19 protein-coding genes and 1 tRNA gene are annotated in these 20,317 nt (G+C 65.7%); 8 read left to right on the forward strand and 12 right to left on the reverse strand.

All coding sequences use genetic code 11. The features are described from left to right. The first annotated feature begins 91 nt into the window (after positions 1 to 91). The 6 genes from fdxA (at position 92) to rpsU (ending at position 4,192) form a co-directional block, all read left to right on the forward strand. A complete protein-coding gene (gene fdxA / locus D9X30_RS27215; protein WP_153945437.1) occupies positions 92 to 415 on the forward strand; it encodes a ferredoxin FdxA in 324 nt (107 codons plus the stop codon). A gap of 138 nt (positions 416 to 553) precedes the next feature. Next, positions 554 to 1,657 carry an NAD(P)/FAD-dependent oxidoreductase gene (locus D9X30_RS27220; protein WP_092594285.1) on the forward strand — a complete coding sequence of 368 codons (1,104 nt, stop codon included), beginning with the start codon at positions 554 to 556 and terminating at the stop codon, positions 1,655 to 1,657. Positions 1,658 to 1,900: 243 nt separating this feature from the next. Then, positions 1,901 to 1,976, forward strand: a tRNA-Asn gene (locus D9X30_RS27225). A 172-nt stretch (positions 1,977 to 2,148) separates the two neighbouring features. Next, a complete protein-coding gene (locus D9X30_RS27230) occupies positions 2,149 to 2,988 on the forward strand; it encodes an AraC family transcriptional regulator (protein ID WP_249641098.1) in 840 nt (279 codons plus the stop codon). A 25-nt stretch (positions 2,989 to 3,013) separates the two neighbouring features. Then, entirely contained in the window at positions 3,014 to 3,628 is a 615-nt protein-coding gene (locus D9X30_RS27235) for a LysE family translocator (RefSeq protein ID WP_153945438.1), read from the forward strand. A gap of 351 nt (positions 3,629 to 3,979) precedes the next feature. Further along, a complete protein-coding gene (gene rpsU / locus D9X30_RS27240) occupies positions 3,980 to 4,192 on the forward strand; it encodes a 30S ribosomal protein S21 (protein ID WP_066731027.1) in 213 nt (70 codons plus the stop codon). A gap of 90 nt (positions 4,193 to 4,282) precedes the next feature. On the opposite strand, the gene D9X30_RS27245 is transcribed toward rpsU, so the two are convergent. After that, positions 4,283 to 4,900, reverse strand: a complete 618-nt coding sequence (locus tag D9X30_RS27245; RefSeq protein ID WP_153945439.1) for a LysE family translocator — start codon at positions 4,898 to 4,900, stop codon at positions 4,283 to 4,285. A gap of 195 nt (positions 4,901 to 5,095) precedes the next feature. Between D9X30_RS27245 and nodI the strand changes: the two genes are divergently transcribed. Further along, on the forward strand, positions 5,096 to 5,989 hold the full coding sequence (gene nodI, locus D9X30_RS27250) for a nodulation factor ABC transporter ATP-binding protein NodI (protein WP_400392644.1): 894 nt from the start codon (positions 5,096 to 5,098) through the stop codon (positions 5,987 to 5,989). A gap of 16 nt (positions 5,990 to 6,005) precedes the next feature. Next, entirely contained in the window at positions 6,006 to 6,860 is an 855-nt protein-coding gene (locus D9X30_RS27255) for an ABC transporter permease (protein WP_153945711.1), read from the forward strand. A gap of 138 nt (positions 6,861 to 6,998) precedes the next feature. Here the strand turns inward: D9X30_RS27255 and purF are convergent, their stop codons facing one another. The 11 genes from purF to D9X30_RS27310 all read right to left on the reverse strand — a co-directional run bounded on the left by purF (position 6,999) and on the right by D9X30_RS27310 (position 20,107). Next, positions 6,999 to 8,531, reverse strand: a complete 1,533-nt coding sequence (gene purF / locus D9X30_RS27260) for an amidophosphoribosyltransferase (RefSeq protein WP_153945441.1) — start codon at positions 8,529 to 8,531, stop codon at positions 6,999 to 7,001. 117 nt (positions 8,532 to 8,648) lie between these two features. Continuing rightward, positions 8,649 to 9,146 carry a CvpA family protein gene (locus D9X30_RS27265; RefSeq protein ID WP_153945442.1) on the reverse strand — a complete coding sequence of 166 codons (498 nt, stop codon included), beginning with the start codon at positions 9,144 to 9,146 and terminating at the stop codon, positions 8,649 to 8,651. Between the two features lie 95 nt (positions 9,147 to 9,241). Next, entirely contained in the window at positions 9,242 to 9,973 is a 732-nt protein-coding gene (locus tag D9X30_RS27270; RefSeq protein WP_153945443.1) for an SPOR domain-containing protein, read from the reverse strand. A 73-nt stretch (positions 9,974 to 10,046) separates the two neighbouring features. After that, the gene (gene folC / locus D9X30_RS27275) at positions 10,047 to 11,357 is read right to left on the reverse strand and encodes a bifunctional tetrahydrofolate synthase/dihydrofolate synthase (protein ID WP_153945444.1); all 1,311 of its coding nucleotides are present in this window, start codon (positions 11,355 to 11,357) and stop codon (positions 10,047 to 10,049) included. 78 nt (positions 11,358 to 11,435) lie between these two features. Beyond that, positions 11,436 to 12,308 carry an acetyl-CoA carboxylase, carboxyltransferase subunit beta gene (accD, locus tag D9X30_RS27280; RefSeq protein WP_153945445.1) on the reverse strand — a complete coding sequence of 291 codons (873 nt, stop codon included), beginning with the start codon at positions 12,306 to 12,308 and terminating at the stop codon, positions 11,436 to 11,438. A 215-nt stretch (positions 12,309 to 12,523) separates the two neighbouring features. Then, on the reverse strand, positions 12,524 to 13,321 hold the full coding sequence (gene trpA / locus D9X30_RS27285) for a tryptophan synthase subunit alpha (RefSeq protein WP_153945446.1): 798 nt from the start codon (positions 13,319 to 13,321) through the stop codon (positions 12,524 to 12,526). Positions 13,322 to 13,338: 17 nt separating this feature from the next. Further along, a complete protein-coding gene (locus D9X30_RS27290) occupies positions 13,339 to 14,286 on the reverse strand; it encodes a DNA-methyltransferase (RefSeq protein WP_153945447.1) in 948 nt (315 codons plus the stop codon). Then, positions 14,286 to 15,479 carry a tryptophan synthase subunit beta gene (gene trpB / locus D9X30_RS27295; protein WP_153945448.1) on the reverse strand — a complete coding sequence of 398 codons (1,194 nt, stop codon included), beginning with the start codon at positions 15,477 to 15,479 and terminating at the stop codon, positions 14,286 to 14,288. The genes D9X30_RS27290 and trpB overlap by 1 nt, the downstream gene beginning before the upstream one ends. A gap of 119 nt (positions 15,480 to 15,598) precedes the next feature. Further along, positions 15,599 to 16,309: a phosphoribosylanthranilate isomerase gene (locus D9X30_RS27300; protein ID WP_153945449.1), complete on the reverse strand. Its 711-nt coding sequence runs from the start codon at positions 16,307 to 16,309 to the stop codon at positions 15,599 to 15,601. Continuing rightward, positions 16,299 to 17,129 carry a tRNA pseudouridine(38-40) synthase TruA gene (gene truA, locus D9X30_RS27305; protein ID WP_153945450.1) on the reverse strand — a complete coding sequence of 277 codons (831 nt, stop codon included), beginning with the start codon at positions 17,127 to 17,129 and terminating at the stop codon, positions 16,299 to 16,301. Before truA ends, D9X30_RS27300 begins: the two co-directional genes overlap by 11 nt. A gap of 143 nt (positions 17,130 to 17,272) precedes the next feature. Next, the gene (locus tag D9X30_RS27310) at positions 17,273 to 20,107 is read right to left on the reverse strand and encodes a motility hub landmark protein FimV (protein WP_153945451.1); all 2,835 of its coding nucleotides are present in this window, start codon (positions 20,105 to 20,107) and stop codon (positions 17,273 to 17,275) included. Positions 20,108 to 20,317: the final 210 nt, after the last annotated feature.

Here is a 20,317-nt window from a genome sequence, read left to right on the forward strand (position 1 = left end):
GCGTACCCGGACAACTCGCAAGAACGACCGGCAAGAATCCGGCCTTGGACAAACTCCCCATCGAAGACCGATCCGTTTTTCTGGAACCGAAATGACTCACGTTGTCACCGAAGCCTGCATCCGTTGCCGTTACACCGACTGCGTTGATGTGTGTCCGGTCGATTGTTTCCGCGAGGGCCCGAACTTCCTGGCCATCGATCCCGACGAATGCATCGACTGCGCCGTGTGCGTGGCCGAGTGCCCGGTGAACGCGATTTACGCCGAGGAAGATGTGCCCGGCGACCAGCAGCAGTTCATTGACCTGAACGCCGAGCTGGCCCGCAACTGGCCGTCCATCACCAAGACCAAGGCCCCGCTGGCCGAGGCCGAGGAATGGAAGGACGTGACCGACAAGCTGCAATACCTGCAACGCTAAGAGAAGACTGACGCAACGGGCGGCAGATACCCGCCGGCGGCACGCCGGATCTGCCTGCCCGGCGTCGCAGAAAGCCGTCCCCACGCGCTTTCCCGTAATACCGGGCACCTGCCGTGCCCACAACGTATCAGGACGAATATGGACTTGAGCATTCCAAATCCCGTGGCCGACGCGACCCAGCAGGCTGGCGGCAACAACGGCGGCCAGCCGCTGGAAATCGACGCGCTGATCGTTGGCGCCGGCCCCGTTGGCCTGTTCCAGGTGTTCGAACTCGGCCTGCTCGAAATCAAGGCGCACGTGATCGACTCGCTCAAGGTAGTGGGCGGCCAGTGCGTGGAGCTGTATCCGGACAAGCCGATCTACGACATCCCGGCCGTGCCCATCTGCACGGGCCAGGAACTGACCGACAACCTGCTCAAGCAGATCGAGCCGTTCTCGCCCACGTTCCACCTGGGCCAGGAAGTCAGCGTCGTCGAGCGCCGTGAAGACGGCCGCTTCTTCGTCGAGACGTCGCTCGGAACCCGCTTCATCACCAAGACCATCTTCATTGCCGCCGGCGTGGGCTCGTTCCAGCCGCGTACGGTCAAGGTGGAAGGCATCGACAAGTTCGAAGGCAAGCAGCTGTTCTACCGCGTGAAGGATCCGAGCCGCTTCCATGGCCGCAACCTGGTGATCGTGGGCGGTGGCGATTCGGCGCTGGACTGGGCGCTGGACCTCCATGGCAAGGCCGAGTCGATCGTGCTGATCCATCGCCGCGACGGTTTCCGCGCCGCGCCGGCCTCGGTGGCCAAGATGCGCGACCTGTGCGAGCAGATGGAAATGCAATTCATGGTCGGCCAGATCGGCGGCTATGAAGAGAAGGACGGCGTGCTCACCGAGATCAAGGTGACCGGTGGCGACGGCGTGACGCGCCGCATGCCGCTGGACGACCTGCTGGTGTTCTTCGGCCTGTCGCCGAAGCTTGGCCCGATCGCCGAGTGGGGCCTGGACCTGGAGCGCAAGCAGATCAAGGTGGATACCGAGAAGTTCGAGACGAACATCCCGGGCATCTTTGCCGTGGGTGACATCAACACCTACCCGGGCAAGAAGAAGCTGATCCTGTCGGGCTTCCACGAAGCCGCGCTGGCAGCGTTCGGCGCCGCGCCGTACATCTTCCCGGACAAGAAGATCCACATGCAATACACGACGACCTCGCCGAAGCTGCACAAGGTGCTGGGCGTCGAATCGCCGGTGTTCGATTGACCTGTCGAAGGCCAATGCAAAAAAAATCGCCTCCGGGCGATTTTTTTGTTTGCACAATTTAAAAAGCTGGCTATAATGCGGCCTCGCTGTTGAATACGGCAATGCAGCAAAAGGCGGAAACGCCCGGTGCTGGCCGGTTTCGAGGCGAACCAGAGTTCCAACGACAACTTCTGACGAAAACAAAACGTTAAAAAGTTGTTGACGAAACGAAGAGAAGCTGGTTATAATTTCTTTCTCAGCTGTTCCCCGATAGCTCAGTCGGTAGAGCGCCGGACTGTTAATCCGTAGGTCCCTGGTTCGAGCCCAGGTCGGGGAGCCAACCGATAGAAGAGGAAGGCCGATGCGAAAGCATCGGCCTTTTTCTTTTTCCGCCGCGCATCCCCAGCGCGCGCCGTCGCAACGGCAATCCCCTCCCCCGCACAAACGTTCCAGAAAGCCCTGGCCGATGTGGCTATGATGAACAGCCGCATACGCCAAACCAGGACCCCGCAGTGAGCCCCCAGAGCTGGATCGACCTCAAGCAGGATGCCGACACCGGCATCGAGACGATTCGCGCCCATTTCGAGGGCCATGCGTACGATCCGCACTGGCATGACAGTTACCTGGTCGGCTACACCGAACAGGGCATCCAGCAGTTTCATTGCCGGCGCGAGGTTCAGCGCAGCGTGCCGGGCAAGGCCTTCACGCTGGAGCCGGGTGAAATCCACGATGGCTACGCCGTGACGCCCGAGGGCTTTACCTACTCGATGCTGTATCTGGATGCCCAGTGGATGGCGCGCGAACTCCGCGCGCTGTTCGACGATGCTCCGGCGCACTGCCAGCCCGCCTTCGCGCGTACGCTGAGCGAAGACCCGCAACTGATCGAAGCCATCGGCCATGCGTTCACGGTGCTGCAACAGCCCGAACTGCGCATCGTCCGGCAGTCCGCGCTCGACGCCTTGCTGGCCCGGCTGACGTCCAATCTGCGCTGGCGCACGGCACACGCCATCGATCCGCGGCTGCCGCTGGCAGCCCAACGCGCGCGCGACTACCTGCATGACCACGTGGACCAGGACATCGGCCTGGACGACCTGGCTGCCGCCGGCGGCGTGGACCGCTATCGGCTGACCCGCGCCTTCAAGGCCGCGTTTGGCATTGCGCCACACGCCTACCTTGTACAACTGCGGCTGGCGCGCGCCCGCCATATGCTGGCACGCGGCGCCACGCCCGCCGACGTGGCCACGGCGCTGGGATTCGCCGACCAGAGCCATCTGGGCCGATGGTTCCGCCGGGCCTATGGCCTGACGCCGGCCCACTATCGCAAACGCTGCTCAAATCTTCCAGACGCCTAGGCGGCGCGGCCGCAACAATGGCCGCATGAGCGATACCCTGCCCTTTCTCCCCTTTCTGATGTTTGCCGTCGTGGCGTCGATCACGCCTGGCCCCACCAACGTCATCGTGCTGAGCCACAGCGCACGCCGTGGCGTGGCGGCTACGCTACCGATCATCGTTGGCGGCTGCGGCGGCGCTGCGCTACTGGTGCTGAGCGTCGGCATCGGCGTCGGCGACGCATTGGCCTCCCATCCGCGCCTGCAGCGCGCCATGGCGTGGACCGGCGTGCTTTGGCTCTCCTGGCTGGCCTGGCAGATCTGGCGCAGCCCGGCGTCGGCCATTGCAACGGACGGCGCCGAGGCACCCCGCAAGCCGCTCGGGCTCGCAGGCGCCGCCGGCCTGCAGCTGGTAAATCCCAAGACGTGGATGATGGCGCTGGCCGTCGCCAGCGTCTTTGCCGGCCATGGTGCCGACCAGACGCATCAGGTGATGCGGCTGTCACTGATCTTCTTTGTCGTGTCGCTGCCTTGCATGGGGGCGTGGGCAGTGCTGGGCGCCGGGGCCGCGCGCTTCCTTCGATCGCCCGCCCGGCAGAAGCGGTTCGAACGCCTCATGGCGCTGGTGTTGCTGGCGTCGGCCTGGGGCAGTCTGTTGCCTTGACGCAAAATGGATTGAAAAGGCGCTCTCAAGCACATTTTCTAGGGTATAGTCTTGGATTGCCCTGAATAGCTTGACTCCCGTCCGGTATACCTGTAAAAGCTTACCGGCGTATTTCTTGCGCAATATCCACGGAAACAGGTAGTCGCCAAGTTTTTACCTAGCTAGGAAAATTTGGCCCGTCACCCCTGACACAGGCAGTATGGATTTCGGTCCGTAGCAGGTTCTAGGGGGCGCACCACGGCATTCGCCGCAGCGTGCGATACCAACGTCTCGGAAGGCTCCGGAGCCCGACGCGACACGTTTCCCTCCTATGAACCCACCGCCTCTGGCGGTTATTCCTGAAGGACTGAATTGACTAAGATCGTTCTGAAACCGGGCGAGCCCGTTGAAGTTGCAATGCGTCGTTTCCGTCGCTCCATTCTGCAGACTGGACTGATCGTGGAACTGAAGAGCCGCACCGCCTACGAAAAGCCGACGACCGAGCGCAAGCGCAAGAAGAAGGCTGCCGAGGCCCGTCTGCGCAAGCGTCTGCGCATGCAAATGCTGCCGAAGAAGCTCTACTGATTCGGGCTTGCCAAAAGAAAAACCGCCAGTTCGCTGGCGGTTTTTTTTCGTCCGCGTTCCCGGCTGCGGCCGGGACAGCGATGGCGGCGCTCAGGTCCGCGTGGCAATCAGCGCGCCGGCACCGATCAGCGTGATGCCGCCCGCGCGCTGCACATTGGCCTGTGCGCGCTGCGAGGTCAGCCGCGTGGCCAGCGAGCGCGCCAGCAGCGCATAGACCATGGCGTTGGCCGTGGCCAGCACCACGAACGTGGGAATCAGCACCACCGCCTGCGGCCAGAACGCCAGCTTGGCATCGATGAACTGCGGCACGAAGGCCACGAAGAACACGATGCTCTTCGGATTCAGCGCCGTCACCAGCCAGGCCTTGGCAAATCGCTGGCGTCCGCTGCCCGACTGCCCCGCCACATCGAGCGCGCGCGCCCGGCCAGCCGTGCGTAGCGCCTGCACGCCGAGATAGACCAGATAGGCCGCGCCTGCCCATTTCAGGCCCGTGAACAGCGTGGCAGAAGCTGCCAGGACGGCGCCCAGGCCCGCCATCGACAGCGTGAAGGCGGTGAGGTCGCCGGCGGCCACACCGCCTACCGTGGCATAGGCGCTGCGGCCGCGGTGCGCGAGCGCATCGCCAATCACCAGCAGGATGGTCGGACCGGGAATGATCAGCACCACCACGCTGGTCAATACGAATGTGATCCAGTGTTCGAAGGACATGGGCTCTCCTGTTGCGTCGTCATTGTTGTTCTGAAGACGCCAAGCGTACGCCTGTCCGCCCAGCGCCGCCAGCCTGCCGATATGCCTGCGCGAATGGAATTGTCTTGCTGCGATGCGCCAACAATGCGTCACGCGATGGCCGGCATAATGGCGGATATCGCTCGCAAGGACCTCGCCTTGACCGCCATCCTCCAGATGCGCAATGTGCGCAAACGCTACGGCGACCAGCTCGTCGTCGACAACCTCGACCTGGAAGTCCAGCCCGGGCAGTGCTTTGGGCTGCTGGGCCCCAACGGCGCCGGCAAGACCACCACGCTGCGCATGCTGCTGGGGCTGACCACGCCCGAATCGGGCACGCTGACGCTGTGTGGCGAACCCATCCCGCTGCGCGCCCCGCAGGCCCGCATGCGCGTGGGCGTGGTGCCGCAGTTCGACAATCTCGACCCCGACTTCTCGGTGATCGAGAACCTGCGCATCTTCGGCCGCTACTTCGGGCTGTCGTCTGCCCGGATTGCCGAACAGGTGCCCCGGCTGCTGGAGTTCGCGCGGCTCGAGAACAAGGCCAATGCGCAGGTGCGCGACCTGTCCGGCGGCATGCGCCGACGCCTGACCGTGGCGCGCGCGCTGATCAACGATCCCGACCTGCTCGTGATGGACGAGCCCACCACCGGCCTGGACCCGCAGGCACGCCATCTGATCTGGGAGCGCCTCAAGTCGCTGCTTGCCGCGGGCAAGACAATTCTCCTGACCACGCACTTTATGGAAGAAGCCGAACGGCTCTGCAATCACCTGTGCGTGATCGATGCCGGGCGCAAGATCGCCGAGGGCAAGCCGCACGAGCTGATCGATCGCGAAATCGGCTGCGATGTGGTGGAGGTGTACGGCGACGAGCTCGAACCGCTGCGCGACACGCTGACGCCATTGGCCGACCGCTGCGAAATGCGCGGCGAGACGCTGTTCTGCTACGTGCGCCAGCCCGATCCGCTGCTGGCCGCCCTGCACGGCAAGGGCGGCGTACGTTACCTGCACCGGCCCGCCAACCTCGAGGACGTGTTCCTCAAGCTGACCGGCCGCGAGATGAGAGATTGAGACACGGATGACCGAGATGAGCGAACAGGACCCCCGCAATCCCGACATCGCAATTTCGCCAGGATCTGCGGCGTCGACAGCCCCCCAGCACTATCCCCAGCCCCTGCTGCCACGCAACGGACGCAACTGGATGATGGTCTGGTATCGCAACTACATGGTCTGGAGGAAGCTGGCCATCCCGTCGATGATCGGCAACCTGGCCGATCCGATGATCTACCTGTTCGGCCTGGGTCTTGGCCTGGGCCTGCTGGTGGGCCAGGTGCATGGCGTGTCGTACATCGCCTTCCTGGCGGCCGGCACCACGGCGTCCAGCGTGATGATGTCGGCCAGCTTCGAGTCGATGTATTCGGCCTTCTCGCGCATGCACGTGCAACGCACGTGGGAAGCCATCATGCATGCGCCGCTGACGCTGGGCGATGTGGTACTCGGAGAAGTGCTATGGGCCGCCAGCAAGGCGGTGCTGTCGGGCGCCGCGATCATGATCGTGGCGGGGCTGCTTGGCTACGCGCAGTTCCCGGGCGCGCTGGCCGCACTGCCGGTGATCATTCTGGCCGGCATTGCGTTCGCAAGCCTCGCGATGATCATCACGGCGCTGGCGCCGAGCTACGACTTCTTCATGTTCTACCAGACGCTGGTGATGACGCCGATGCTGCTGCTGTCGGGCGTGTTCTTCCCGCTGGAACAGCTGCCCGAGGGCGCGCAGAAGGCGACGATGGTCCTGCCGCTGGCACATGCGGTGGCACTGATTCGTCCGTTGATGCTGGGAAGGCCGGTGGAAAATGCCGCGCTGCATCTGGCCGTGCTGTCGGCCTATGCCGTCGTGGCGCTGGTGGTGGCCCTGGTACTGCTGCGCAGGCGACTGCTGCGCTGAGGGCACTAAGGGCACTAAGGGCACGGAGGGCGCCGAGGGGATATCGAAGACGCCCTCCCCCGCCGGGGGGAGAGGGCCACACGGAAGCCTTGCTGACCCAGACCGCGCAGCAGGGCTGCGCAATCTGATGGCTTGTCGTTATTCGTTGCCGCCCGATCGTTGCAGGTGCAGTTGCGAACGCTCGGTATCGCCACCGTTGCTGCCTTCGCGGTCGGCCTGGCTGCGCGCCGTTTCCAGGCGATCCAGGTAGGCCTCGTCGATATCGCCGGTGATGTACTTGCCGTCGAAGCACGACGCGTCGAAGTCACGCAGGTTCGGGTTGATGTCGCGCACAGCCTGCTTCATCGATTCCACGTCCTGGTACACGAGCTGATCGGCGCCGATCATGCGCGCCACTTCCTCGTCGGTGCGGCCGTGGGCCACCAGTTCGGCGCGCGTGGGCATGTCGATGCCGTACACGTTCGGGAACTTCACGGGCGGCGCGGCCGAAGCGAAGATCACCTTCTTGGCGCCGGCGTCGCGGGCCATCTGCACGATCTCGAACGACGTGGTGCCACGCACGATCGAATCGTCGACGATCAGCACGTTCTTGTCCTTGAACTCCACGCCCATGGCGTTGAGCTTCTGGCGGACCGACTTCTTGCGCACTGCCTGGCCCGGCATGATGAACGTGCGGCCCACATAGCGGTTCTTGAAGAAGCCCTCGCGGTACGGCACGCCGAGCGCGTTGGCCACCTGCATGGCGGCCGGGCGGCTCGAATCGGGAATCGGCATGACCACGTCGATCTCGCCGGCCGGCACTTCACGGCGGATCTTCTCGGCCAGGTAGTCACCCATGCGCAGGCGCGCATCGTAGACCGGCACGCCGTCGATGCAGGAGTCCGGCCGGGCCAGGTACACGAATTCGAAAATGCAGGGCGTCAGTTGCGGATTGTCGGCGCACTGCTTGCTGTGGAACTTGCCGTCCAGGTCGATGAAGATCGCCTCGCCCGGCGCCACGTCGCGCTCCATGGTGTAGCCCATGCCTTCGAGCGCCACGGATTCCGACGCAATCAGGTATTCCTTGCCGGTCGGCGTATCGACGCTGCCGATGCACAGCGGGCGGATGCCGAACGGGTCGCGCACGGCCAGCAGGCCATAGCCCGAGATCTGCGCCGTGATGGCATAGGCGCCCTTCACGCGGCGATGCATGCCGCTGACCGCCGTGAAGATGGTCTCCGGCTCCAGCGACTTGCCATTGCTGGCGCGCTGCAGTTCGTCGGCCAGCACGTTCAGCAGCACTTCGGAATCCGAATGCGTGTTGATGTGGCGACGGTCGCGGCGGAACATCTCCTCGCGCAGCTGTTCCGAATTGGTCAGGTTGCCGTTGTGGGCCAGGATGATGCCGTACGGCGCGTTCACGTAGAACGGCTGGGCTTCTTCCTCGCTCGACGCGGAGCCGGCGGTCGGGTAACGCACCTGGCCGATACCGGACGTGCCCGGCAGGCCGCGCATGTTGCGCGTGCGGAACACGTCGCGCACCAGGCCGTTGGCCTTGTGCATGTGGAAGGTGCTGCCATTGGCCGTGGCGATGCCGGCTGCATCCTGTCCGCGGTGTTGCAACAGCAGCAGGCTGTCATAGATGAGTTGGTTGACAGGGCTGGTGGAAACCACGCCGACGATACCGCACATGCCGAACTCCCAGGAAAGGCAAATTGATTCAGGGGGCGCCGTTCCGTCATGTACGCGACGGAACTGCGTTGATACTGCGCCGCGAGCGCCCAACGTTCAAGCACTCGCGTCTTCGATTCAGGTCTTTACGTACCTGGCCAGGTCGGGTGGCAGCCATTGGCGCAGCTCCCCCATCGCCTGGATCACATACGGGCGCGACACCGCGTCACGCCAGAACGGCTCCTCGGGCAGCTTCGTGAGCCCCGCCAGCACGACGATCAGCATCACGATCAGCACGCCCCGCGCCAGGCCGAACACCAGGCCCAGGCCACGGTCCGCCGGCTTCAGGCCGGTGGTTTCCAGCAACTGGCCGAGGATGGCCCCGGCCAGCGCCGACACGATCCACGTGCCGAAGAACACGGCCAGGAAGCCCAGCGCACTGCGCGTCAGTTCGCCACCCGGCAGTGACTCCGGCATCCATTTCGCGGCCACGCCGCCAAAGTGATACGCCAGCAAGAACGCCACGACCCAGCCCACCAGCGCCAGCATCTCGCGCACCAGGCCGCGCAGCACGCCGATCAGCGCAGACGCCACCAGAATGAAGGCCACGCCATAGTCAAAAAAGGTAAAAGCCATGCGTGCGATGCGGGTTCCTGTCAGATGGGGGCAAACTGCCGCCCTGCAATCGGTACGTAATCGGGACGTTATCGGCTACGTTGCTGCCCGGGACGTTACTGCTCCACCACCTTCGAGGTCAGGCCGATCGCCCGCACCTTCCTGTCGGCCGCATCGGCCGCATCGCGGCTGGCGAACGGTCCCGCGCGCAGCAGGATACGGTCGCCGTCGGCCAACGCCTTCTTTTCAACGAACGCCGGCACCTTGCTCTCCTTGAGCTTGGCCAGCCAGTTCTTCGCGCGCTCTTCCGAGGAGAACGCGCCGATCAGGATCAGGTATTTGGTATTGGCGGCGGCAGGCTTGTCGGCCGGCTTGGCCTCGGCGGGCTTGGCCTCGGCCACTTTCGTGTCGGCCTTGGCCTCGGCCTTGGGCTTGTCCACGGCCGGCGCGGTGACGATTTCCTCGCCCGCATCGAGCGCGGCGTCGTTGCGGCCGGCGTTGGCCGACGGCGGCAGCGCCTGTGCCTTGCGCGCCTCGACCTTGGGCTTCTGCGCGCCCTGGCCGTTGGCCACGCTGACGGCCACGTCGTCGGACACGGGCCGTGGCTTGTGCTCGAAGACGATCGGCAGCACGATGACGGCCGCCGCAAGCAGCACCACGGCGCCGATCAGGCGGCGACGCGCACGTTGTTTCTGAGGAAAGTCGGGATCGAGGGTATCGTCCGCGTATTCGTCGGCCGTACGGCGCGACGCGCCGATGCCGGCGCCGGTTTCCGCACGCGTGCGGCGACCGCGTTCGGGTGCCGGGTCAGTGCCCTTGCGGGACGAGAACAGCGAAAGCAGGCCCATAAATGCCCAAAGAGTGGTGTTCGGTGTGATGTCGTTCCGGCCCGGGAGTTCAGCCAGACATGCCGACTGACATTCAGTTGGCCTGCGTGGCGCGATATGCCATCACGCCAGCCACGGTATAGAACGATCCGAAGACCAGGATTCTATCATTCTCGGTTGCACGCTCGACAGCATCGCGATACGCCAGTTCCGGGCTCGAGAAGCACGCCGCGGTGTTATCCGGCCCTTCCCGGAAGCCCGTGGCGTCCAGTGCCTCGCGCAGGTCACTGGCCGTGGCGGCGCGCTCCGTGGGCAGGTCGCACAGGCACCAGTGATCGACCTTGTCGGCCACGTGGCGCAGCACGCCGGCGATGTCCTTGTCCGCCATGGCGCCAAACACCGCATAGGTGTAGCGGAAGAACCCCATGTTTTCCATGTTCTGGCCGAGCGTGGCCGCGGCATGGGGATTATGCGCCACATCGAGGATCACGGCCGGACGCCCCGGCATCACCTGGAAGCGACCCGGCAGCTCCACGAACGCCAGCCCGTTGCGCACCTCCTGGGCACTGACCGGCAGGCGCGGGCGCATGGCCTGCAGCGCCGCCAGCGCCGCCGACGCATTCAGCAGCTGGTTGGCGCCACGCAGCGCCGGGTACCCCAGGCCATTGAGCTTGCGGTCGCGGCCGGTCCAGTCCCATTGCTGGCGCTCCTGGCCCGCCGCGGCCTGGTGGCGGAAATCGCGGCCCACCAGCCAGAGGTCGGCGCCGATGGCCTCGGCATGGTCGATCAGCGATTGCGGCGGCATCGGGTCGCCGCAGATGGCCGGCACGTTGGGGCGGAAGATGCCGGCCTTCTCGTAGGCGATCTTCTCGCGCGTATCGCCCAGGTACTGGGTGTGGTCGATATCGACACTGGTGATGACCGCGCAGTCCGTGTCGATCACATTGACGGCGTCGAGCCGGCCGCCCAGGCCCACTTCGAGGATGATCGCGTCGAGCCCGGCCGACGCAAACATATGGATGATGGCCAGCGTCGTGAATTCGAAATACGTCAGGCTGACCGGATCGGCAAAACTCGTGCGGGCGCGCTCCACGGCCTCGAAGTGCGGCAGCAGCTGCGCGTCGGTGGCCTGCTCGCCGTTCAGGCGGGCGCGCTCGTTGAACCGGATCAGGTGCGGCGACGTATGCAGGCCCACCTTGTAGCCGGCCTCCAGCAGGATGCGTTCCAGCATCGCGCAGGTCGACCCCTTGCCGTTGGTGCCGCCCACGGTGAACACCACGGCGTCGATGCGCAGCCCCAGTGCTTCCTTGACGCGCGTGATGCGCGTCAGACCCATGTCGATGCCCACAGGATGGGCGGTTTCCAGGTGTTGAAGCCAGTCGGGGAGTGTGTGGAAGATGGGCATGCTGAGTTACGACACGACTAAAAACAAAATGGCGCGGGTGGATACCCGCGCCATTGTCCTGCAAATCACGCTACCGCGTCAGGCCACTGCATCGGCCGGCTGCTTTTGCAGCAGCGCCAGCAGCTGGGCAATTTCCGCACGCAGGCGGCGACGGTCGACGATCATGTCGATGGCCCCCTTCTGCAGCAGGAACTCGGCGCGCTGGAAGCCTTCCGGCAGCTTTTCGCGCACGGTCTGCTCGATCACGCGCGGGCCGGCAAAGCCGATCAGCGCCTTGGGCTCGGCGATCACCACATCGCCCAGGAACGCGAACGATGCCGACACGCCACCCATGGTCGGGTCGGTCAGCACGCTGATGAACGGCAGTTTGGCGTTCGACAGCTGGTTCAGCATGGCCGTGGTCTTGGCCATCTGCATCAGCGACAGCAGGCTTTCCTGCATGCGCGCGCCGCCCGTGGCGGTCACGCAGATGAACGGCACCTTCTGCTCCAGCGCAGCCTGCGCGCCACGCGCAAAACGCTCGCCCACCACCGAGCCCATCGAACCGCCCATGAACTCGAACTCGAAGCAGGCCACGACCACCGGAATGGTGTGGATCGCACCGCCCATGACCACCATCGCGTCGGTCTCGCCGGTGTCATCCATGGCGGCCTTGATGCGGTCCGGGTACTTTTTCGTGTCCTTGAACTTCAGGGCGTCCACCGGCACGATTTCCTGGCCGATCTCGAAGCGGCCTTCGGCGTCCAGCAGCTTGTCCAGGCGCTCGCGCGACCGGATGCGCATGTGGTGGTCGCACTTCGGGCAGACGTGCAGATTGGCTTCCACGTCGGTGCGGTACAGCGTCGACTCGCACGACGGGCACTTGACCCACAACCCTTCCGGAATGCCCTTGCGGGTGGACGGGTCGGTCTGTTGAATCTTGGGAGGCAGGAGTTTATCCAACCAGCTCATGAAAGCTCCTTTCGGATAACTGCCGCCCGCGCATCAACGCCCCGTTTTCAGGGGCGGACACAGGGACGGCAGGGAATCAGGCCGCGAATTTACCACGCCCGGCACATCTCGCCTAAGCAAAACGCGCCGATTGTGCCGCTTAAGTCTCAAACGGCCGCAATCGGCGACGTTTTTTGCTGCGCGTTTCCGGCAATCGTCACGCTTTGGACACCTTTTCAGGCGTCCAGTGCCTGGCGGATGTCGGCGATAAATGCACGCAGGGCTTCCACGGCCTGGTCGCGCGGTGCATCTTCGAGCAGCTGCACCAGGCGGCTGCCGATCACCACGGCGTCCGCCACGCTGCCGATCGCGCGCGCCGTTTGCGCATCGCGAATGCCAAAGCCCACGCCCACCGGCAGGTTGGCGTGCTGTTTGATCAACGGCAGGCGCGCGGCCACGCTGTCGAGGTCCAGCGTGGCCGAACCGGTTACGCCCTTGAGCGACACGTAATAGAGATAGCCGCTGGCCACCCTGGCCACGGCGGCAATGCGGTCGTCGGTGGACGTCGGCGCCAGCAGGAAGATCGGATCCATCTGGTTGGCACGCATCAGGCCGGCAAACGACTCGCACTCCTCCGGTGGGTAGTCCACCACGAGCACGCCGTCCACGCCGGCAGCCGAGGCGGCCCTGGCGAATGTTTCCTCGCCCATGCGTTCGATCGGGTTCGCATAGCCCATCAGCACCACGGGCGTGGTGTCGTTGGTCTGGCGGAATTCCTTGACCCAGGCCAGCACCTGCGTCAGCGAGACGCCTTGCGCCAGCGCGCGCTCCGAGGCGCGCTGGATGACCGGTCCGTCCGCCATCGGGTCGGAAAACGGCACGCCAAGCTCGATCACGTCGGCGCCACCTGCCACCAGCGCGTGCATCAGCGGCACGGTCAGCGCGGGCGCCGGGTCGCCGGCGGTAATGAACGGAATCAGGCCCTTCTTCTGCTGCGCGGCCAGTGCCGCGAAAGTCTTCTGGATACGGGACATGTCGTTGACCATCGGAATCAGATAAGGCGCTGCACCGGCGATGCCACGTCATTGGCATCGTCGTTGGCAGCGGCCGGGGTCGTTTCGGTGCCCGCGGGCAGGCCGTCAGCCACGCTGTCGGGCTGGATCGGCGCGTACACGGGCTGCGCGGCCCTCACGCGATCGCGCACCAGCGAGGCATATTGCGGATTCATCTCGAAGCCGACAAAGCGCCGGCCGTGGCGCACGCAGGCCACCGCCGTGGTGCCGCTGCCCGTGAACGGGTCCAGCACCACGCCGCCCGGCGGGCAGCTCGACAGCACCATGCGTTCGACGATCTCCAGCGGTTTCTGCGTGGGGTGATCGGCCCGCTCGGGGTCCTGCCGGTGGATGCGCGGCACGCTCCACAGGTCCTTCGGGTTGTAGCCCACCTCGAGCCACTTCTTGCCTTCGAAACGCGGCCGGCTGCGGGCCTTCTTGGTCTCGGCATCGTACGGAATGCGCACCGGATCGAGGTCGAAGTAGTAGTCGCGCTGGCGGGCAAAGAAGCCGATATTGTCATGCACCGACGAGAACTTGCGCGTGGTGCCGCCCATGCTCGGCACGCGGCGATCCCAGATGATCTCGTTGATCATCGTCAGCCGCTTCTTGAGCATCACGAACAGCTCGGGCGAGTACTGCCACGTGCAGAACAGGTACAGGGTGCCCTTGGGGGCCAGCTTGGGGATGATGGCATCCATCCAGCGTTCGGACCATTCCAGGTAGGCGTCGCCCGACAGCAGGTCGGAATCGTTGCCATAGTCCTTGCCCAGGCCATAGGGCGGATCGGCGACGATCAGGTCGACCGATCCGTCCGCGATGCGCTGGATGCCCTCAAGCGCGTCTTCCTGGTACAGGCGGACGGCTTCGGTGTCGAGGATGTCGAACGGCGCCGCGGCGCCGCCCTCTTCCGCCTGGGGCGTGGTATCGGGGGGCAGCGCACGCATTACAGCTTCAACCCCGCACGTTCTGCCACGGTGTGCATGTCCTTGTCGCCTCGGCCGGACAGGTTCACGAGCAGCAGCTTGTCCTTGGGCAGCGTCGGCGCCAGCTTGCACGCGTACGCGATGGCATGGCTCGATTCCAGCGCCGGGATGATGCCTTCGATGCGGCAGCAGTCGTGGAACGCCTTCAATGCCTCGTCATCGGTGATCGGCACATACTGCGCGCGGCCGATGTCCTTGAGCCACGCGTGTTCCGGGCCCACGCCCGGATAGTCCAGGCCGGCCGACACCGAATGGGTCTCGATGATCTGGCCGTTCTCGTCCTGCAGCAGGTAGGTACGATTGCCGTGCAGCACGCCCGGCGACCCGCCGGTCAGCGATGCCGCGTGGCGGCCCGTGTCCAGGCCGTCGCCGGCCGCTTCCACGCCGATCAGCCGCACGTCCTTGTGCTCGATGTACGGGTAGAAAATACCCATGGCGTTCGAGCCGCCCCCCACGCAGGCGATCACGGCGTCCGGCTGGCGGCCGGTCAGTTCGGGCATCTGCACCTTCGACTCCTCGCCGATCACGCACTGGAAGTCGCGCACCATCATCGGATACGGGTGCGGGCCGGCTACCGTGCCGATGATGTAGAACGTGGTCTCGACGTTGGTCACCCAGTCGCGCATGGCCTCGTTGAGCGCGTCCTTGAGCGTCTTCGAACCGCTTTCCACCGGCACCACCGTGGCGCCCAGCAGCTTCATGCGATAGACGTTGGCCGCCTGGCGGCGCACGTCTTCCAAGCCCATGTACACCACGCACTCCATGCCGAAGCGCGCGGCGATGGTCGCCGTGGCCACGCCGTGCTGGCCGGCGCCGGTCTCGGCAATCACGCGCTTCTTGCCCATGCGCCTGGCCAGCAGCGCCTGGCCGATCACGTTGTTGATCTTGTGGGCGCCGGTGTGGTTCAGGTCTTCGCGCTTGAAGAACAGCTGGGCGCCGCCGAGCGTCTCGCTCCAACGCTGTGCGTGGTAGATCGGCGACGGGCGGCCGACAAAGTGCTTCAGCTCGCGCTGGAATTCGGCGTTGAAGTTCGCGTCCTGCTGGTAGTGCGCATAGGCGTCGCGCAACTCGTCCAGCGCGTGGACCAACGTTTCGGAAACGAAGCTACCGCCATAGGGGCCGAAATGGCCTCGGGAATCGGGCAAGTCGTACATGTCCAGGCTCTCAGGTGGCGCTTTGCGCACAATAGTGGCGAAGCGCATCAAATTCGGGATCGGCGATCGGCGCGACCGGGGGCAATCGGGGATGGCAGCGCAACAGTGCTGGCGTGGCGTTACTGGCCGGCCTGTCCTGCATCCGCCCTGCGCACGGCGCGCACGAACGCGGCAATGCGGGCGTGGTCCTTCACACCCTTCGACGCCTCCACGCCGCTGCTGACATCCACGGCATAGGGGCGCACGCGTTCAATCGCACCAGCGACGTTTTGCGCGTTCAACCCACCACTCAAAACGATGCGAGGAGCGTCGCTTGCGGGCGGGCTGGTCGGAATGGGCGGAAGCCATTGAGCAGGAATCAGGGTCCAGTCGAAGACGTGGCCGCCACCGCCATAGCCTTCCACGAAGGCGTCGAGCAACAGGCCGGCGGCGTCACGGTATTGATCGGCGAATTCTACCAAATCAAGCCCCGGCTGGACACGGGCGGCACGCACATACGGCAGCCGGCAGCGGCGTGCGATCTCCGTGCATTGCTGCGGCGTTTCGTCGCCGTGGAACTGGAGTAGCGTCAGCGGCACACGCTCGGTGACATGCGCCACTTCCTCGGCATCCGCGTTGACGAACAGGCCGGTCACGGTGACGAACGGCGGCACCTGTTCGGCCAGTTCGGCCGCGCGCGCCACATCCAGGAAACGCGGGCTCTTGTCGTAGAACACCAGGCCGATGGCATCGGCGCCGGCGTCAACGGCCGCGCGCACGTCCTCCGGACGCGTCAGTCCGCAAATCTTGATGCGGGTGCGGGGCGGCACGTGGCCGGATTCAGGCGCCATTGTCGGGACCATCGGCAAATACTCCGTGGAAGAAGCTGGCGGACGCATCCGCTGCGGGTAGCTGGTACGGCTCAGGATACTTCACGTCGACCAGGTACAGCCCGTCGGGCATGAAAGTCGGGGCGGCCTTCTGCCGGTTGCGGCCTGCCAGCACCTCGGCCATCCACTCGGCCGGGTAACGCCCCCGCCCCACCGCCACCAGGCAGCCCATCAGGTTGCGCACCATATGGTGCAGGAACGCGCTGGCGCGGAAACGCAGGAACACCCAGTTGCCGTCGCCCCGGATCGTCACGTCGTACATCGTCTTGACCGGCGACTTGGCCTGGCACTCGGCCGCCCGGAACGCCGAGAAGTCATGCTCGCCCAGCAGGCAGGCGGCTGCCGCGCGCATGGCATCGACATCGAGCCGCTGGCCCGGCGGCAGCATCTGGTAGCCGGCGCGGCCGTGGATCATCGGCACGCGGTGCGGGCCTGTGTAGAGCGCGTAGTAATACATCCGCTCGTAGGCCAGGAAGCGCGCATGGAACCCGTCGTCGACCGGCTCCGCCCATTGCAGCGCGATGGACGGCGGCAGGAACGCGTTGACGCCGCGCACCCACGAGAACTTGTCACGGTCCAGCTCGGTATCGAGGTGGATAACCTGGCCCAGCGCATGCACGCCGGTATCGGTCCGCCCCGCCACCGTGGTCAGCAGGCGCGTTCCGGCAAAACGCTCGATGGCGTCTTCCAGGTGGTCCTGCACGGTGTTGCGGTGGGGCTGCGACTGCCAGCCGGAAAAGGCCGAACCGTCGTAGTGGAGTCCGATGGCGATGCGATTCATGGATGTGGCGATGCCCAAAAACAAAATGCGCCGGAAGGGACGCTTCCGGCGCATCGCTTCGGGCTGCGGCATCCGTCTGAACGGCGTGCCGCAAACCCTGCATCATACCGGCCTTTGGGTCCAGACCCGCAGGCCAACCCGCATCAGGCCACGTCGCGCAGGAGCGTGCGGGCTTCGGTCTGCAGCGGGTCTTCCGACTGCTCCACCACTTCCTGCAGCAGTTCGCGGGCACCTTCCTTGTCACCGATCTCGATGTAGGCGCGCGCCAGGTCGAGCTTGATCTGCATGTCGCGGCTGCCGTCCATGCCGGTGGCCGACAGCGTGCTGGCCGACACGCCATGCGTGGCGTCGCCATGGCCTTCGGACGTGACACGGGTCAGGTCGATCGGCTCGACCAGCTTGCCGTTCTGGAGCATCGTCGGCGCGGGCAGCGGCACGGTCGATTCCGTGAGCGTCGGCACCTCGAACGTGGCAGCCGGCTCGGCCGCCACGGCGGCACCGGGGTTGCCGGCGTTCAGGTCCAGCGACAGGCCGGACATGTCGAACTCCAGCGGACGCGAGCGCGTCGGCGTATCGAGCGCCGGCACCCCGCCTGCCGGCAGATCCAGGCCGGCGTCGTGGCTTTCGTCCAGCACGTCGTCCAGTCGCGCCACCGGTTCCGCAAGGTGATCGTTACCGAATACCAGCGAGGCCGACTCCGGTGCCACGATGGGCTCCCCCGGCGCGGGCGCCGGGAAGGCGTCCAGCGGCAGCGCCAGGTCCGGCATGGCCGGCGCCTGCGGTGCCTGCTGCATCGACTGGGCGGGGTCCTGCGTGCGCCACTGGTCGGCCACCGGCGTCGTCGTATCGGCTTCCGCCGTCACGTCGGGCGTCACCGACAGGTACAGCGCATTGCCCGGATCGAGCCTGCGACCCATTTCCGCGACCTGTTGCCAGTCCGCGCCTTGTCCGCCTACCTGGGCGAACATTTCTTCTGCGATCACTCGGAAACCTTCCACATCCTGACGAGTGTTGTAAATCTCCAGCAGCTTCAGGCGGATGGCCTGGCGCTCCGGATTCTGTTGCAACGCTTCGCGCAGGATTTCCTCGGCCTGCACGTCGCGTCCGTACGCGATGTACACCTCGGCCTCGGCAATCGGGTCGACCTCCGTCGCTTCGGGCGAGTTGTTGCCGATGCGGAAGTCGGCGCCGAACACGCTGTGCTGCGACGTGTCGACGCTCTGGCCACCGGCGGTGCCGAACAACGAGTGTCCGCCCGCCATGACCGTGCTTTCCTGGGACAGGATGCTGTCACCGAACCCGGTGTTTTCGCTCGCCTTCTGCTTCTGGCGGCGGCGATAGTACGCATATCCGCCAAGCAACGCAACCAGCACACCAGCGCCCGGTAGCAACATCGGGTTGGCGAGCAGTTCGTCAAGGAACGACGGCTGGGGCACCGGCTGGATGACCGGCGGTTTCTTGTTCGCCACGGCCGGCGCCGAGGCGGCGGCTGCCGGTGCAGAAGCACCGGCTTGCGGGGCGGACGCCGCAGCGGCAGCTTGCGGTGCCGACGCGGCAGCCGCGGCAGCCGCGGCCGGTGCGGGTTCCGGCGTGGCGGTGCTCGGGGCGTCCGCAGCCTTGGCCGGCTCGGCCGGCACCACGGTGGGCGCAGGCGCGGCAGCATCGGCGGCCTTGCCAGCCGCCGGCGCGGCCGATGCCGCAGCGGTGGCAGCGGCGGCCCCCGGGGCAGCCTTAGCGCCCTGGTTGTTCTGGTTGAGCTTGGCGATCTCCGAGTTCTTCAGCTCCATCAGGCGCTGCATGTCGGAGATGTTCTTCTCCAGATCGGCGACGCGCGATTCGGCGTCCTTCAGCTTGCGCTGGCTGGCCACTTCGGCTTCCGCCTTGGCCTGCGCGCCCTTCTCGGCCTTCGACAGCTTCAGCTCGTCACGCGGACCCGCGTTCGGCACCGTGGTGTCCTGCACACGCGCCGTCACGTTGCCCGACTGCTCGCGGCCCGAGCCCGCTTCCACCGACTTGGCGGCGGCGGCCGCGGCCAGGCGGCTGCGGTAACTGTCGAAGCCCTGCGTACGCGCCACCACTTCGCGGCGCGCTTCGCGCGGGCTCACCGACTGGGCCTGCTGGGCGCTCGGCACCTTCAGCACGGCCCCGGACTTGATCCGGTTGATGTTCCCGCCGATGAAGGCATTCGGGTTGTTGCGGTAGAGCGCGAGCAGCATCTGCTCCAGCGACACCGAGTCAACGCCCTGCGAGGCTTCGCCGGCGATGGCATACAGCGTATCGCCTTGCTGCACCGTGTAGCTGCCATGGGCGGCCGTGCCATCGGCCACGGCGGCCGGCGCGGCGGCGCGGCGCGGCTGACGGGCCGGGGCCGGCGCGGGGGCCGGAGCTGCCGTCGGCGCGGGGGCCGCAGCGGCAGGCGCATTGGCGACCGGGGCCGGAGCAGGCGACGGCGACGGCGACGGCGACACGTCGGGCGTGGCCGCCTGCACCACCGTGGTGGGCGAGAACGCCTGGTTCGACGGCTGGGCGCCAGCCGGATCCAGCAGGAAGGTATAGGCGCGCGTGATCTTGCCGCTGGACCAGCTCATGTCGACCAGGATGTCGACGAACGGTTCGCTGAGCGGCTGGTTGGACCGGACGGTGGCCACATAGGTACCGTTCGGACGCTTCTGCACGTCGAGCTTCACGGTCGAAATGGCCGACAGATAGGTCAGCCCGGCGCGTGAATAGGCGGACGGCGCGGCCAGCTTGACGGCGAGGCTGTCAGCTTCCTCGGGCGTCACGCCGGTGATATCGATTTCAGCCTGGAGCGGCTGCCCCAGATTGGATTGAACCCTTAATTGTCCGAACCCCGCGGCGTACGCGGCAGGCTGCGCAAGCAGCAGACCGGCAGCCGTGATGGCCAGCGTTGACCAGCGCTGACGGACAGTAGGCGCATCTTTCCGGCGATGTAGGCTCACACTCACCTCGTGCTCCATTTATGGTTTTTAGTAGCAGAAATTAACCCGATCCCAACAAATGGCTGGCTGGCGGGCGACGAAACGGACAGGTCGACGCCTGCCCTGCTGCGCGCCCAATGTCGCTGCCATGCATCCCCGATGCATGGTGGCGATGACCCCGTGGCCAAGCGCATGCCGGCTGTATTGTGACGCAAGCCTGCGAAAAAAAGCGTTCCGGATGCGACAACG

Source organism: Cupriavidus sp. U2, from assembly GCF_009663685.2.
Taxonomy (GTDB): Bacteria; Pseudomonadota; Gammaproteobacteria; order Burkholderiales; family Burkholderiaceae; genus Cupriavidus; species Cupriavidus necator_C.

Excerpts from the sequence above, each read along its gene's own strand:
- D9X30_RS27220 (WP_092594285.1), top strand. The coding sequence starts at position 554 with ATGGACTTGAGCATTCCAAATCCCGTGGCCGACGCGACCCAGCAGGCT.
- trpA (WP_153945446.1), bottom strand. The coding sequence starts at position 13,321 with ATGTCCCGTATCCAGAAGACTTTCGCGGCACTGGCCGCGCAGCAGAAG.
- purF (WP_153945441.1), bottom strand. The coding sequence starts at position 8,531 with ATGTGCGGTATCGTCGGCGTGGTTTCCACCAGCCCTGTCAACCAACTC.
- trpB (WP_153945448.1), bottom strand. The coding sequence starts at position 15,479 with ATGTACGACTTGCCCGATTCCCGAGGCCATTTCGGCCCCTATGGCGGT.
- D9X30_RS27255 (WP_153945711.1), top strand. The coding sequence starts at position 6,006 with ATGAGCGAACAGGACCCCCGCAATCCCGACATCGCAATTTCGCCAGGA.
- accD (WP_153945445.1), bottom strand. The coding sequence starts at position 12,308 with ATGAGCTGGTTGGATAAACTCCTGCCTCCCAAGATTCAACAGACCGAC.
- D9X30_RS27290 (WP_153945447.1), bottom strand. The coding sequence starts at position 14,286 with ATGCGTGCGCTGCCCCCCGATACCACGCCCCAGGCGGAAGAGGGCGGC.
- nodI (WP_400392644.1), top strand. The coding sequence starts at position 5,096 with ATGCGCAATGTGCGCAAACGCTACGGCGACCAGCTCGTCGTCGACAAC.
- fdxA (WP_153945437.1), top strand. The coding sequence starts at position 92 with ATGACTCACGTTGTCACCGAAGCCTGCATCCGTTGCCGTTACACCGAC.
- D9X30_RS27300 (WP_153945449.1), bottom strand. The coding sequence starts at position 16,309 with ATGGCGCCTGAATCCGGCCACGTGCCGCCCCGCACCCGCATCAAGATT.
- truA (WP_153945450.1), bottom strand. The coding sequence starts at position 17,129 with ATGAATCGCATCGCCATCGGACTCCACTACGACGGTTCGGCCTTTTCC.
- D9X30_RS27265 (WP_153945442.1), bottom strand. The coding sequence starts at position 9,146 with ATGGCTTTTACCTTTTTTGACTATGGCGTGGCCTTCATTCTGGTGGCG.
- D9X30_RS27270 (WP_153945443.1), bottom strand. The coding sequence starts at position 9,973 with ATGGGCCTGCTTTCGCTGTTCTCGTCCCGCAAGGGCACTGACCCGGCA.
- D9X30_RS27310 (WP_153945451.1), bottom strand. The coding sequence starts at position 20,107 with ATGGAGCACGAGGTGAGTGTGAGCCTACATCGCCGGAAAGATGCGCCT.
- folC (WP_153945444.1), bottom strand. The coding sequence starts at position 11,357 with ATGCCCATCTTCCACACACTCCCCGACTGGCTTCAACACCTGGAAACC.
- D9X30_RS27245 (WP_153945439.1), bottom strand. The coding sequence starts at position 4,900 with ATGTCCTTCGAACACTGGATCACATTCGTATTGACCAGCGTGGTGGTG.
- D9X30_RS27235 (WP_153945438.1), top strand. The coding sequence starts at position 3,014 with ATGAGCGATACCCTGCCCTTTCTCCCCTTTCTGATGTTTGCCGTCGTG.